This window comes from Thermomonas sp. LB-4, assembly GCF_036409385.1.
Classification (GTDB): domain Bacteria; phylum Pseudomonadota; class Gammaproteobacteria; order Xanthomonadales; family Xanthomonadaceae; genus Thermomonas.
On record NZ_JAXOFT010000027.1, the window covers coordinates 15,463 to 27,266 of the forward strand.

General features: G+C 69.2%; 13 protein-coding genes. 4 read left to right on the forward strand and 9 right to left on the reverse strand.

From position 1 onward, the window contains the following. Window positions 1–484: 484 nt before the first annotated feature. The 5 genes from SPK54_RS12225 to SPK54_RS12245 all read right to left on the reverse strand — a co-directional run bounded on the left by SPK54_RS12225 (window position 485) and on the right by SPK54_RS12245 (window position 5,787). Window positions 485–2,161: an electron transfer flavoprotein-ubiquinone oxidoreductase gene (locus SPK54_RS12225; RefSeq protein ID WP_330948169.1), complete on the reverse strand. Its 1,677-nt coding sequence runs from the start codon at window positions 2,159–2,161 to the stop codon at window positions 485–487. An 84-nt stretch (window positions 2,162–2,245) separates the two neighbouring features. Further along, complete coding sequence (locus tag SPK54_RS12230; RefSeq protein WP_330948170.1) at window positions 2,246–2,902, reverse strand: ABC-type transport auxiliary lipoprotein family protein; 657 nt, start codon at window positions 2,900–2,902, stop codon at window positions 2,246–2,248. After that, the gene (locus SPK54_RS12235) at window positions 2,899–3,825 is read right to left on the reverse strand and encodes an MlaD family protein (protein ID WP_330948171.1); all 927 of its coding nucleotides are present in this window, start codon (window positions 3,823–3,825) and stop codon (window positions 2,899–2,901) included. The genes SPK54_RS12230 and SPK54_RS12235 overlap by 4 nt, the downstream gene beginning before the upstream one ends. A gap of 13 nt (window positions 3,826–3,838) precedes the next feature. After that, window positions 3,839–4,660, reverse strand: coding sequence for an ATP-binding cassette domain-containing protein (locus tag SPK54_RS12240; protein ID WP_330948172.1), 822 nt, complete (start codon window positions 4,658–4,660; stop codon window positions 3,839–3,841). A 2-nt stretch (window positions 4,661–4,662) separates the two neighbouring features. After that, window positions 4,663–5,787 carry an ABC transporter permease gene (locus SPK54_RS12245; protein WP_330948173.1) on the reverse strand — a complete coding sequence of 375 codons (1,125 nt, stop codon included), beginning with the start codon at window positions 5,785–5,787 and terminating at the stop codon, window positions 4,663–4,665. A gap of 86 nt (window positions 5,788–5,873) precedes the next feature. On the opposite strand from SPK54_RS12245, the gene SPK54_RS12250 reads away from it, so the two are divergent. Continuing rightward, on the forward strand, window positions 5,874–7,106 hold the full coding sequence (locus SPK54_RS12250; RefSeq protein WP_330948174.1) for a threonine/serine exporter family protein: 1,233 nt from the start codon (window positions 5,874–5,876) through the stop codon (window positions 7,104–7,106). Between the two features lie 80 nt (window positions 7,107–7,186). Here SPK54_RS12250 and SPK54_RS12255 read toward each other — a convergent pair whose 3' ends face one another. From SPK54_RS12255 to SPK54_RS12270, 4 genes are all read right to left on the reverse strand, one after another. Next, window positions 7,187–7,555, reverse strand: coding sequence for an H-NS histone family protein (locus SPK54_RS12255; RefSeq protein WP_330948175.1), 369 nt, complete (start codon window positions 7,553–7,555; stop codon window positions 7,187–7,189). A 119-nt stretch (window positions 7,556–7,674) separates the two neighbouring features. Continuing rightward, on the reverse strand, window positions 7,675–9,387 hold the full coding sequence (locus SPK54_RS12260; protein ID WP_330948176.1) for a proline--tRNA ligase: 1,713 nt from the start codon (window positions 9,385–9,387) through the stop codon (window positions 7,675–7,677). 67 nt (window positions 9,388–9,454) lie between these two features. Continuing rightward, entirely contained in the window at window positions 9,455–9,721 is a 267-nt protein-coding gene (locus SPK54_RS12265; protein ID WP_330948177.1) for a DUF4124 domain-containing protein, read from the reverse strand. After that, entirely contained in the window at window positions 9,718–10,104 is a 387-nt protein-coding gene (locus SPK54_RS12270; RefSeq protein WP_330948178.1) for a DUF4124 domain-containing protein, read from the reverse strand. Before SPK54_RS12270 ends, SPK54_RS12265 begins: the two co-directional genes overlap by 4 nt. A gap of 73 nt (window positions 10,105–10,177) precedes the next feature. On the opposite strand from SPK54_RS12270, the gene pssA reads away from it, so the two are divergent. From pssA to rimI, 3 genes are read left to right on the forward strand one after another with little or no spacing between them, the layout of a single operon-like run. Beyond that, complete coding sequence (gene pssA, locus SPK54_RS12275) at window positions 10,178–10,951, forward strand: CDP-diacylglycerol--serine O-phosphatidyltransferase (RefSeq protein WP_330948179.1); 774 nt, start codon at window positions 10,178–10,180, stop codon at window positions 10,949–10,951. A gap of 2 nt (window positions 10,952–10,953) precedes the next feature. After that, a complete protein-coding gene (locus SPK54_RS12280; protein WP_330948180.1) occupies window positions 10,954–11,229 on the forward strand; it encodes a hypothetical protein in 276 nt (91 codons plus the stop codon). Window positions 11,230–11,234: 5 nt separating this feature from the next. Then, a complete protein-coding gene (gene rimI, locus SPK54_RS12285) occupies window positions 11,235–11,702 on the forward strand; it encodes a ribosomal protein S18-alanine N-acetyltransferase (protein WP_330948181.1) in 468 nt (155 codons plus the stop codon). The last annotated feature ends 102 nt before the right edge of the window (window positions 11,703–11,804 follow it).

The window sequence follows — 11,804 nt, forward strand, 5'->3', positions numbered from 1 at the left end:
TTGCCCGGTCTGGCGGCCTGCCGAAGTGCGGGTGTCGGGCGCTCTCCTGACGCCCCGCTTCGTGCGGCCTTGCGCGGCAAGCGCAGGTTTCAGGCGAGCCACCGGCAGGCCAGCGCCTGCCGCGAATGTCCCCCGGCAGCGGGCGCCGCCCGCTGCCTCCTCCTTGATTTCGCAGCAGGCGCTGCCCCGCCGCTGGCCTGCGGCTTTCACGCGTTTGGCGGAAGAGCATGATTTGCGTCCGCGGATTTGGCGCTTATCCGAGTCGCCTTGAAGTCACGCGGGTCCGGTCGTGCGGGCCACGCGGCGAAATCAAGGAGGAGGCAGCGCCGTGGCGCTGCCGGGGGACATTCGCTGCGGGGCCTGCACGGCCGGACCAGGCGATAAGTGTGCGCGTGCCGCGCTCGCACCAATCAAGAGCCTGACGGCAGTCCGGATACGTCGGCGCCGCGCGGTGCGGCGCTCCGGGGTGCGACCCCCGAAGCGCCTACATGTTCTGGTAGTTCGGCCCGCCACCGCCCTGCGGCGCCACCCAGACGATGTTCTGGGTCGGGTCCTTGATGTCGCAGGTCTTGCAATGCACGCAATTGGCGGCGTTGATCTGCAGGCGCTCGTTTCCGCTTTCGCCGATGAATTCGTACACGCCGGCCGGGCAGTAGCGCGCTTCGGGGCCGGCGTATTCGGCCAGGTTGACCGTCACCGGGATCGCCGGATTCTTCAGCGTGAGGTGGGGCGGCTGGTTCTCGTCATGGTGGGTGCTGGACAGGAACACGGAACTCAGGCGGTCGAAGGTCAGCACGCCATCGGGCTTGGGATAGTCGATCTTCGGCTGGTTCGCCGCGGGCTGCAGGCAGGCGTAATCGGGCGTCTGGCGATGGATCGTCCACGGCGGGTTGCGGATGCCCAGCTTCGGCAGCAGCCACTGCTCGATCCCGGTCATGAACGTGGCGAAGCCGCGGCCCTTCTTGAACCACTGCTTGAAGTTCTTCGACTGCAGCAGTTCGGCGTGCAGCCAGCTCTTTTCGAAGGCCGCCGGGTAGGCGGTGAGCTCGTCACGCTGGCGGCCCTCGCCCAGCGCCGCGAACGCGGCTTCGGCGGCGAGCATGCCGGTCTTGATCGCGGCGTGGCTGCCCTTGATGCGGCTGGCGTTGAGGAAGCCAGCCTCGCAGCCGACCAGCGCACCGCCGGGAAAGATGGTCTTCGGCAGGCTGAGCAGGCCACCGGCGGTCAGCGCGCGCGCGCCGTAGCCGATGCGCTTGCCGCCTTCCAGGTGCTTGCGGATCGACGGGTGGGTCTTGAAGCGCTGGAACTCGCCGAACGGGCTCAGCCATGGATTCTTGTAATCCAGTCCGATCACGAACCCGACCGCGATCTTGCCGTCCTCGGCGTGGTACAGGAACGAGCCGCCATAGGTATCGCTTTCCAGCGGCCAACCGGCGGTGTGGACGACCAGCCCGGGCTGGTGCCTGGCCGGATCGGCCTGCCACAGCTCCTTGATGCCGATGGCGTAGCTCTGCGGATCCTTGCCTTCGTCCAGCCTGTATTTTTCGATCAGCTGGCGGCCAAGCTGGCCGCGCGCGCCCTCGGCGAAGACGGTGTATTTCGCGTGCAGCTCCATCCCCGGCTGGTACTGGTCGGTGGGCTGGCCGTCCTTGCCGATGCCCATGTCGCCGGTGGCCACGCCCTTGACCGCGCCGGCCTCGTCGAACAGCAGTTCAGCGGCGGCGAAGCCGGGGAAGATCTCCACGCCCAGCGCTTCGGCCTGCTGCGCCAGCCAGCGCGCCAGTGCGCCGAGGCTGACCACGTAGTTGCCGTGGTTGTGGAAGCACTCCGGCAGCAGCCAGTGCGGGGTGGCGCGGGCGGAGGTTTCATCGAGGAACAGGAACTCGTCGCGCGTTACCGCCTGCTTCAGCGGCGCGCCGCGCTCCTTCCAGTCCGGGAACAGTTCGGTCAGCGCCTTCGGATCGACGATGGCGCCGGACAGGATGTGCGCGCCGGGCTCGGAGCCTTTTTCAAGCACGCACACGGAAACTTCGCGGCCTGCGTCTGCGGCCAGCTGCTTGAGCCGGATCGCGGTGGCGAGGCCAGCCGGGCCGGCGCCCACCACCACGATGTCGTATTCCATCGACTCGCGTTCGACGGCGTGCTGGGCGGCTGAATTCATGCGGCTCTCCTCTGGCAGACCGCCGATTGTCCGGGCTTTGGCGGAAGCCGGCAATCCACCGCCGTATGGTGCGGCCTGCGTGGGTCAGCGCGAGGCCGCGACCGGATGCGGCTGGCCGGCATGCGCGCGCCCGGCCTGCAGGCTCCAGCCTGCGACATCATGGCCCAGTGTCGACAGCGCCTGCGCGAAGGCATCGGCGACCTGCGCCACCGCCACCCCCGTCGCGGGTTGCGACTGTTGGAAGTTGCGGCTGCCGGCGACGGTCTGGTCGCGCAGGTGCAGCAGCGTGGCGTTGACTTCGACCACCGCGGCGGGCACCGCGTTGCCGGCGTACTCGGCGCGGAACCTGCGTACTTCCAGCAACAGCCGGTAGTCGGAACTGACGCCGCTGCCCTGGCGGGCGACCAGCGGCAGCCTGCCGCTGTCCTCCAGCGTGCGCAGCACCGCGTCCTGCACCATCTCTGCCGGCGTGCGCGCCCACAGCGCGCCCCGGTAGATCTGCAGCTCGCCCGGTACCGGGCTGACCACGATGCGCGGGCCGTCTTCCATCTGTGTCCCGCCGGCGCGGGCCAACGCCAGCGACCAGTCCACGGCAGGCCAGGACGGGTCGACGCGGCGCGCGGGTTCGGGCGCGTAGATGGTGGGAGTCTCGCGCGGGCCGCCGATCAGGCTGCTGCAGCCGGCCATCAACAGGCTGGAGGCGAGCAGGGCGGGGCGAAGGCTTCGCAGCACGGGATTCATTTCGGATCGAACTCCTTGGGTGCGTCGCGGCCCAGGATGTAGCGCGCGGGATTGCCTTCCATCCGTCCGCTGAGGGCCCGCAGGTCGCGCATCAGCGCGCGCAGCTCCACCAGGGTGGGGCCCAGCTGGGCCAGGCCGTCGCTGGTGAAGCTCTGCAGCGCCGGGCGGTTCTCCGCGATCATGGCATTGGCGTTGCCGGCGGTCGCATCCAGTTTCACCACCACCGCGTCGAGCTTGTCCAGCAGCGCCGGCAGGCGCTGCACGAAGTTCCGGTCGATGCCCTGCACGGCACCGTCGGCATGGGCCAGGGTGGCCTTCAGGGTCGCGGTGGCATCGCGCGCGTTGACGATCAACTCGCCGATTTCCTCGCGTCGGCCCGCGATGCTGCCGCTGGCCTGTTCGAGGTGTTCCAGCGTCTGCGAGATGCGGCGGATGTTGTCCTCGCTCAGCACCTGGTCCAGCCGCGCCACCAGCCGGTTGGCGGTGTCGGCGATGTTCTGCAGCGCCGACGGCTCGGTGCGGATCACCGGCAGGCGGCCGTCCGCCGCGGGCTGCAGCGCGGGAGCGTCCGGGCTGCCGCCGGTGAGCTGGATGAACGGCACGCCGGTGATCCCTTGCTGGGACAGCTTGGCGCGGGTATCGGTCTTGACCGGCGTGTTGGCCTTCAGTTTCAGCCGGGCGATGACCCGGCGCGCATCGTTGTCGTCCAGGTTCAGGCTTTCCACCGTGCCCACCGCCAGCCCGTTGTACTGCACGCTGCCGCCTTCGGTCAGCCCGGTGACGGGTTCGGTGAACACCACCATGTACTCGCGCCAGTTGCGCGCGGCGGAAAAGTTGCTGGCCCACAGCGCGAACAGCAGCAGGAGCACCGTGGTCACCAGCGTGAAGGTGCCGATCAGCACGTAGTTGGCGCGCGTCTCCATCAGGGCTGCTCCATCATTCGTTTCCTCCTGCCGAGACGCGCGCGGCGCGCGCCCGCGGCCCGTTGAAATAGGCCTGTACCCATGGATGGTCCAGCCTCTCCAGCTCGGTCACCGGCGCGGTCGCCAGGACCTTGCGGTCGGCCAGCACCGCCACCCGGTCACAGATAGCGTATAGCGTGTCGAGATCGTGGGTAATGAGGAACACGGTCAGGTCCAGCGCGCGCCGTAGAGTCAGGAGGAGTTCGTCGAACGCCGCCGCGCCGATCGGGTCGAGGCCGGCGGTGGGTTCGTCGAGGAACAGCACCGGCGGGTCCAGCGCCAGTGCGCGCGCCAGCGCCGCGCGCTTGCGCATCCCGCCGGACAGCTGCGACGGCAGCTTGTCGATGGCGTCGGCCGGCAGCCCGGCCAGCTTGATCTTCAGCAGCGCCAATTCGTAGCGCAGCGATTCCGGCAGTTCCGGGTAGTACTCCTTCAGCGGCACCTGCACGTTCTCGCCGACGGTCAGCGAGGAGAACAGCGCGCCGTCCTGGAACAGCACGCCGGTGCTGCGCTCGATGTGCCGGCGGATCACCGGGTCGTTGGATGTCGCGTCCATGCCCAGCACTTCGATGCGTCCGGCGTCGGCCCTGCGCAACCCCAGCACCGAGCGCATCAGCACCGATTTGCCCGAGCCCGAGCCGCCGACCACGCCGAGGATTTCGCCGCGACGCAGATCGAGGTCGACGCCGTCGTGCACCACCTGTTCGCCGAAGCGGTTGGCCATGCCGCGGATGCGCACGACCGGCGCTTCTTCCAGGACACCGTCGCCGGCGCGGGGGGCGGTGGAATCGATCATGCTCAGTAATCCATCTGCATGAACCACAGTGCGGCGAAGGCATCGATCACGATCACCATCGAGATCGCCTGCACCACGCTGGAGGTGGTGCGCTCGCCCAGCGACTGCGCCGTGCCCTTGACCTGCAGGCCTTCCAGGCAGCCGATCAAGCCGATCACCAGCGCGAACAACGGCGCCTTGGCCATGCCGACCACGAAATGCCGGATCTCGATCATCTCGTGCGCGCGCGCGACGTAGGCGGCAACGGGGATGTCGAGGTTGACCGCGCCCACCGCCATGCCGCCCAGCATGCCGGCCAGCATGGCGATGAAGGTCAGCAGCGGCAGCATCGCCAGCAGCGCCAGCACGCGCGGGATCACCAGCAGATCGACCGGGTCGAGGCCGAGCACCCGGATCGCATCCACCTCTTCGCGGTTCACCATCATGCCGATCTGCGCGGTGAACGCGCTGGCGGTGCGGCCGGCCAGCAGGATGGCGGTGAGCAGGACGCCGAATTCGCGCAGGAACGCGGCGTTGACCAGTTCCACCACGAAGATGGTGGCGCCGAAGTCGGCCAGCACCATCGCGCCGAGGAAGGCGATCACCGCGCCGACCATGAACGACAGCAGCGCCACCAGTGGCACCGCGTCCAAGCCGATCTGCTCCATGTGGTGGACGGTTGCGGTCAACCGCAGCCGGCCGGGCTGCTTGAACAGGCGCAGCAGCTTGGCCTGCACCTCGCCAAAGAAGCCGATCAGCAGGATGATCTCGCGGGTGTTCACCACCACCGAGCGGCCCAGCCGCTCCATCGCCGCGCCAACCCCGTATTCGCGCTTGCGCGCCGGGCGGTCGTCGTGGACGTTCTCGATCGCGTCCACCAGCGGCTGCTGGTCGGCGCGGAAGCGCAGCGTCGAATAGTCCAGCCCGCGGCGGTCGGCAAAGCGCAGCAGCTGCAGCACGCCCAGGGTGTCCAGCCGTTCGCAGCCGCGCGCATCCACGCCATCCACCTGTTCCTGCGCGTCCGCGAGCGCCTTTGCGATCGCGCCGGCATGGCGCAGCGTCCAGCGGCCGCGCAGGCGCAGGACGCCCGGATCGCCATCCTGGTCGATGCCGGCGGCTGGCGTGGTGCTGTGGGTGACCGGTTCCATGCCGGGCAAGCTTACGCAATGCCGTGTCGACGTGTGAATGCAGCATCGCGCATGCGATGCTTGGACGTCTCCGCCGCCTGCCCGCCATGACCGAAACGACCTACACCGAACGCATCGCCTTCGTGGTGGACCTGGCAAGGCACCTGCACGCCTACGGCACCACCTCGCAGCGCATGGAGGCCGCGATCGAATCGGTGGCGCGCAAGCTGGCGCTGGAATGCCAGCCCTGGTGCAATCCCACCGGGATCATCCTGTCCTTCAGCGACCCGGCGCGGCCGGCCGGCGAGTCGGACACCACCCGCATCATCCGTCCGGGCCTGGGCGACACCAATCTGCGCAAGCTGTGCGAAGCGGACCGCATCGCCGAGGACGTCATCAACGGGCGGATGGGGATCGGCGCCGGGCGCGCGGCGCTGCGCGAGTTGGATCGTCCCGGCGGTTGGCGCGGGCAGATGATGGTGGCGCTGGGCTTCGCGCTGGCCTCGGCCGCGGTGGCCGGGCTGCTGCGGCTGCCGTGGCTGGACATCGCCACCGCCTGCGTGATCGGGCTGCTGATCGGGGGGCTGGCGCTGGCGGCGCAGTCGCGGCCGCGCCTGCACGAGAGTTTCGAGGCGCTGGCCGGCCTGCTGGCGGGTGCGGTGGCGATCCTGGTCAGCAGTTTCGTCGGGCCGCTCAATCTCAATACCGTGATCATCGCGGCGGTCATCGTGCTGCTGCCCGGCATGATGCTGGCGCTGTCCACCAACGAACTGACCAGCCGCCACCTGGTGTCGGGCACGGCGCGCTTCGCCGGCGCGCTGATGATCATCGTCAGCCTGACCATCGGGATTGCGATCGCGTTCGGGCTCGCCGAGGTGGCCGGGATCGAGCCGCAGGTGCGGGCGTCGCGACCCCAGCCCGAGTGGGTGGTCTGGGGCGCGGTGGGGCTGGCCGCTTACGCCTTCGCGGTGCTGTTCCAGGCGGGGCGCCGTGATTATCCGCTGGTGATGGGCGCGGTGATCGCGGGCTACCTGATCTCGCGCTTCTCCGGCGAGTGGCTGGGGCCGATAGCCGGGGTGTTCCTGGCGGCGCTGGCGGCGACCGCGGCGGGCAATGCCTATGCGCGCTGGTTCAACCGGCCCGGCGCGCTGGTGCGATTGCCCGGCATCATCATTCTGGTGCCGGGCAGCATTTCGCTGCGCGGAGTGATTTCGCTGGTGCAGTCGCAGGACATCGGCGCGGGCGAGGCCGCGGCGATGGCCGCACTCAATACCCTGATGGCGCTGCTGGCGGGGCTGATATTCGGCAACCTGCTGATGCCCACGCGGCGCAGCCTGTAAGCGCCGCATCGATTCGGCGCAACGCCGGAAGAAAAACGCCGGCGCGAAGCCGGCGTCTTTGCCCTCGCGGTGCCGCGCGCTTACTTGATCAGCAGGTCTTCCAGCTTGCGGCCATTGGCGATTTCCGCCGCCACCCAGCGCGGCTGGCGGCCGCGGCCGGTCCAGGTGTCCTTCTCGTTGGCCGGGTTGCGGTATTTCGGCGGCACCTTGCCGGTGCTGCGGCCCTTGGCGGCCTTGCGGGCCTTCTTCGGCGCGGCGGCGGCAGCGCTGCCACCGGCCTTGCCGTACAGCTCTTCGAACGTCCAGCCGGAGGCCTTCAGCACCTTGGCGACCGCCGCCTTGGTCTGCGCGGCCGGCTTGCGCTTGGCCAGCACCTTGCGGCGGCTGTTGGCGCGCTTGATCAGCGCGGCCAGTTCCTGCGGGTTCAGGGTTTCGATATTGAGGCTCATGGGCTCTTCTTTATACTGGATGAAGGGATTATCCGGTCCATGGATGGACCGGATAATAACCGCGGATGCATTTGCCGCCAATATCTCGGGGATAGCGGATGCGGCCGCGGTTGTTTTCCTCAGCCGTTCGCGATCCGCGCCAGCAGCGCCGCCCGATCCAGGTTTTCCGGCTCCGCCGCGCTGCGCGCGCGATATTCGAAGGTGCCGGCTTCCAGGCCGCGGCCGGACACCACCACCCGGTGCGGAATGCCGATCAGCTCGATATCCGCGAACATCGCGCCCGGGCGCAGGCCGCGGTCGTCCAGTACGGCATCGATGCCGGCGGCATTCAAATCCGCGTGCAGGCTTTCGGCCGCCTCCGCCACCGTCCGGTCGTTCTTCGGGTTGATCACGCACACCGCCACCTGCCACGGCGCCATCGCCTGCGGCCAGCGGATGCCGGCGTCGTCGTGGTTCTGTTCGATCGCCGCGGCGACGATGCGCGAGACGCCGATGCCGTAGCAGCCCATCGCCGGGTTCACCGCCTTGCCGCTGGCATCCAGCACGGTGCATTTCATCGCTTCGGAGTATTTGCGACCGAGCGCGAACACGTGCCCAACCTCGATCCCGCGCGCCATCCGCAGGCTGCCGCTGCCGTCCGGCGACGGATCGCCCTCGACCACGTTGCGGATATCGGCGGTTTCCGGCTCCGGCAGGTCGCGGCCCCAATTGACGCCGGCGATATGGAAGCCCACCCTGTTGGCGCCCACCACGAAATCGGCCATGGCCGCCACGCTGCGATCGGCGATCACGCGGATCGTTTTTTTCGCCTGGAGCGGGCCGAGGAAACCCGGCTCGCTGCCGAGGTATTCCAGGATTTCCGCTTCGGTGGCCAGCCGGTAATCGGCCAGCCCCGGCAGTTTCGCCAGTTTGATTTCGTTCACCGTGTGGTCGCCGCGCACCAGCGCCAGCACGAACTGCGGGCCGCCGTCGCCATCGACGGCCATGATCGCCACCGATTTGACCGTGCGCGTAAGCGCGATCTCCATCAGCGCGGCCACCTCCTCGCAGGTTTTCTGGGTGGGCGTTTCGATATCGCGCAGCGCTTCCGACGCTGACGGGCGCGGGCCGGGCGCAACCGCTTCCGCCAGTTCGACGTTGGCCGCGTACTCGGAGGTTTCCGAGAACGCCAGCGCGTCCTCGCCGGAGTCGGCGAGTACGTGGAATTCGTGCGAGGCGCTGCCGCCGATCGCGCCGGTATCCGCCGCCACCGCGCGGAACTTCAGCCCCAGCCGGGTGAAGATGCGCGTGTAGGTGTCGTACATGGTGCGGTACTGCGCATGCAGAGAATCCTCGTCGGCATGGAAGGAATAGGCGTCCTTCATGATGAATTCGCGCGCGCGCATCACCCCGAAGCGCGGGCGGATCTCGTCGCGGAACTTGCTGGTGATCTGGTAGAAATTGACCGGCAGCTGCTTGTAGCTGGCGATTTCCTGGCGGAAGAAATCGGTGACCGCTTCCTCGGCGGTGGGGGTGAAGCAGTATTCCTGCTCCTTGCGGTCGCGGATCTTCAGCAGCTGCGGGCCGAACTTCGCCCAGCGCCCGGTTTCCTCCCACAATTCCTTCGGCTGCACCGAGGGCATCGCCATTTCGATCGCGCCGGCGCGGTTCATTTCCTCGCGCACCACGGCTTCCACCTTGCGCAGCACGCGCAGCCCCAGCGGCGACCAGGTGTACAGGCCGGCGGCGAGCTTGCGGATCATGCCGGCCTTGAGCATCAGCTTGTGGCTGACGATCTCGGCGTCGGCGGGGGTTTCCTTTTCGGTGCGGAGGTGGAATTGCGACAGGCGCATGGCGTTCGGGCGTGGGGAAAACCCGCATTCTGCCATGCGCCGCCGGCGCCCCCCGCGGGCGCGGCGCCTATTTGGCGCCGTCCACCGCCATGCCGTCCTGCGGGGCGCGGCTGATCCGCTCGTAGCGGCGGCCCTTCGGCGGTTCCTCGGTGACCTGCAGGTTGCCGGCGTCGTCGCGCCAGCGGTACAGCGCGTTGGCGCGTTCGGCCTGGATGGCCGCGGCCTCCGCGGCGGCCTGGCGCTCGCGCTCGCGGCGGGGCATCTCGGTGGTGAACCACCACCACGCCGCGGCCGCCAGCGCCACCGCGGCCAGCAGCATGCCCAGCTGTTTCACGGCTTGGCCTGCATGCAGAACGCCTTGACCGCGGCCTGGTTCAGCTCCAGCTGCGCCTTGTGTTCGTCCGCGGTCAGGTTGCGGTCCGGCTTGCCGTCGCTGTTGGTGTCGATTCCGATCGGGCCGCCGCCCTGCAGGCGGGCGACGTTGCCGCGCGCCTTGGTGCACTGCTCGCTTTCCGGCTGCTTGGCGGCGCCTTCCGCGGGCTTGCCGTCCCGGACGTCGAGGTCGCGGGTCTGGTGGCTCTGCTTGGGCGCCACGTCGGTGTAGTGGGTCACGCCATTGGCGTCCTTCCACTGGTAGACGCGCTGCTGCTGCGCCAACGCCGGTGCCGCGGCCACGGTCAGCGCCAGCGCGATGGCGAAGGAGTGGATGGGGTTCATGCGGGCGCTCCGGGGGAATGTGCGCCGATTGCAGCACCGCGCCGCCGCCGCCGCAAGCCCGTAAACTGGCGGCATGGACGAAACCGGAACCCCCGCCCCGCGCCCGCGCGGCCGCGGCATCTACCTGCTGCCGAACCTGTTCACCACCGGCGGGCTGTTTGGCGGCTTCTTCGCCATCATCGCCGCGTCGCAGGGACGCTTCGAGGCGGCCTGCGTGGCGATCTTCGTGGCCGGCGTGCTGGATGGCCTGGACGGGCGGGTGGCGCGGCTGACCAACACCCAGAGCGAGTTCGGCGTGCAGTACGACTCGCTGGCCGACCTGATCAGCTTCGGCATGGCCCCGGCCATGCTGATGTACCACTGGGCGCTGGTGTCGATGAAGCTCGACAGCTTGACCCTGGGCAAGATCGGCTGGCTGGCGGCATTCCTGTATGCCGCCTGCGCGGCGCTGCGGCTGGCCCGCTTCAACAGCCAGGTGGGCACCGTGGACAAGCGCTGGTTCGTCGGCCTGGCCAGTCCGGCTGCGGCGGGCCTGATGGCCAGCTTCGTCTGGGTCTGCCAGGAATTCGGCTGGTCCGGCGAGGAGCTGCGCTATGCGGCGCTGGCGCTGACGGTGGTGGCGGGCCTGCTGATGGTCAGCCGGATCCGCTACAGCAGCTTCAAGGGCAGCGGCAGCGGGCCGAAGGCCGACCGGGTGCCGTTCTTCGTGCTGGTGGTGGCGCTGGCCATCCTGATCGCGCTGTGGGTCGCGCCGGCGGTGACGCTGCTGACTGCCAGCACCCTGTATGCGCTGTCGGGCCCGCTCATGTGGTTCCGCCGCCGCCACCCGGCGGGGCAGGACGGCTGAAGGTGGGCTGGGACGGGTTCCAGCGGGCGGCGCTGGCCGAGCTTGGCCACGTGCTCTATCGCCTGCCGGATGCGTCGCCTGCAGGAGCCACCGCCGAAGGCGTGGCGCCGGATGCGCCGATGCTGGCGCGGCTGGCGCGTGCGGCCGGCGTGGCGCCGGACGCGCTGCTGTCCCGGCCCGACATTGCCGCGCAGAGCGCCCACCTGCGCGGCAATGCCGACGCCAAGCGCGCGCTGTGGCCGCGCCTGCGCGCAATGCGTCGCGAATCCCGCGCGTGAGCGCCATGGGATATGCCACGGAAGCGGCCGCGAGCCTGCGGCCGATGCGCGAGGCCGACCTTGACGCGGTGATGCTGGTCGAGGAGCGCGCCTATCCGTATCCGTGGACCCGCGGCATCTTTCGCGATTGCCTGCGCGCCGGCTACCCGATGTGGCTGCTGGAGCAGCAGGGCGTCATCGTCGGCTATGGCGTGCTGAGCATCGCCGCCGGCGAGGCGCATGTGCTCAACCTGTGCACCGCGCCCGGCCACGAAGGGCAGGGGCTGGGCGCGCGCATGCTGCAGGCGCTGCTGAAGATCGCCCGCGGCCACGGCGCGCAGCGCGTGTTCCTGGAGGTGCGGCCCTCCAATCCGCGCGCGATCGCGCTGTACCAGCGCAGCGGCTTCAACGAGATCGGCCGGCGTCCGCGCTACTACCCGGCCCGCGACGGCCGCGAGGACGCCATCGTGATGGCGATGGAACTGCTGGACTGACCGGCGTCCGGGGCCGGGCCGAGGCCCCGCCGCAGGGGCGTTTTTTTGGTTCATCTCCCAACTCCGGGGAATGCGGCGCGGATCTTGAGGAAGAAGTAGGTG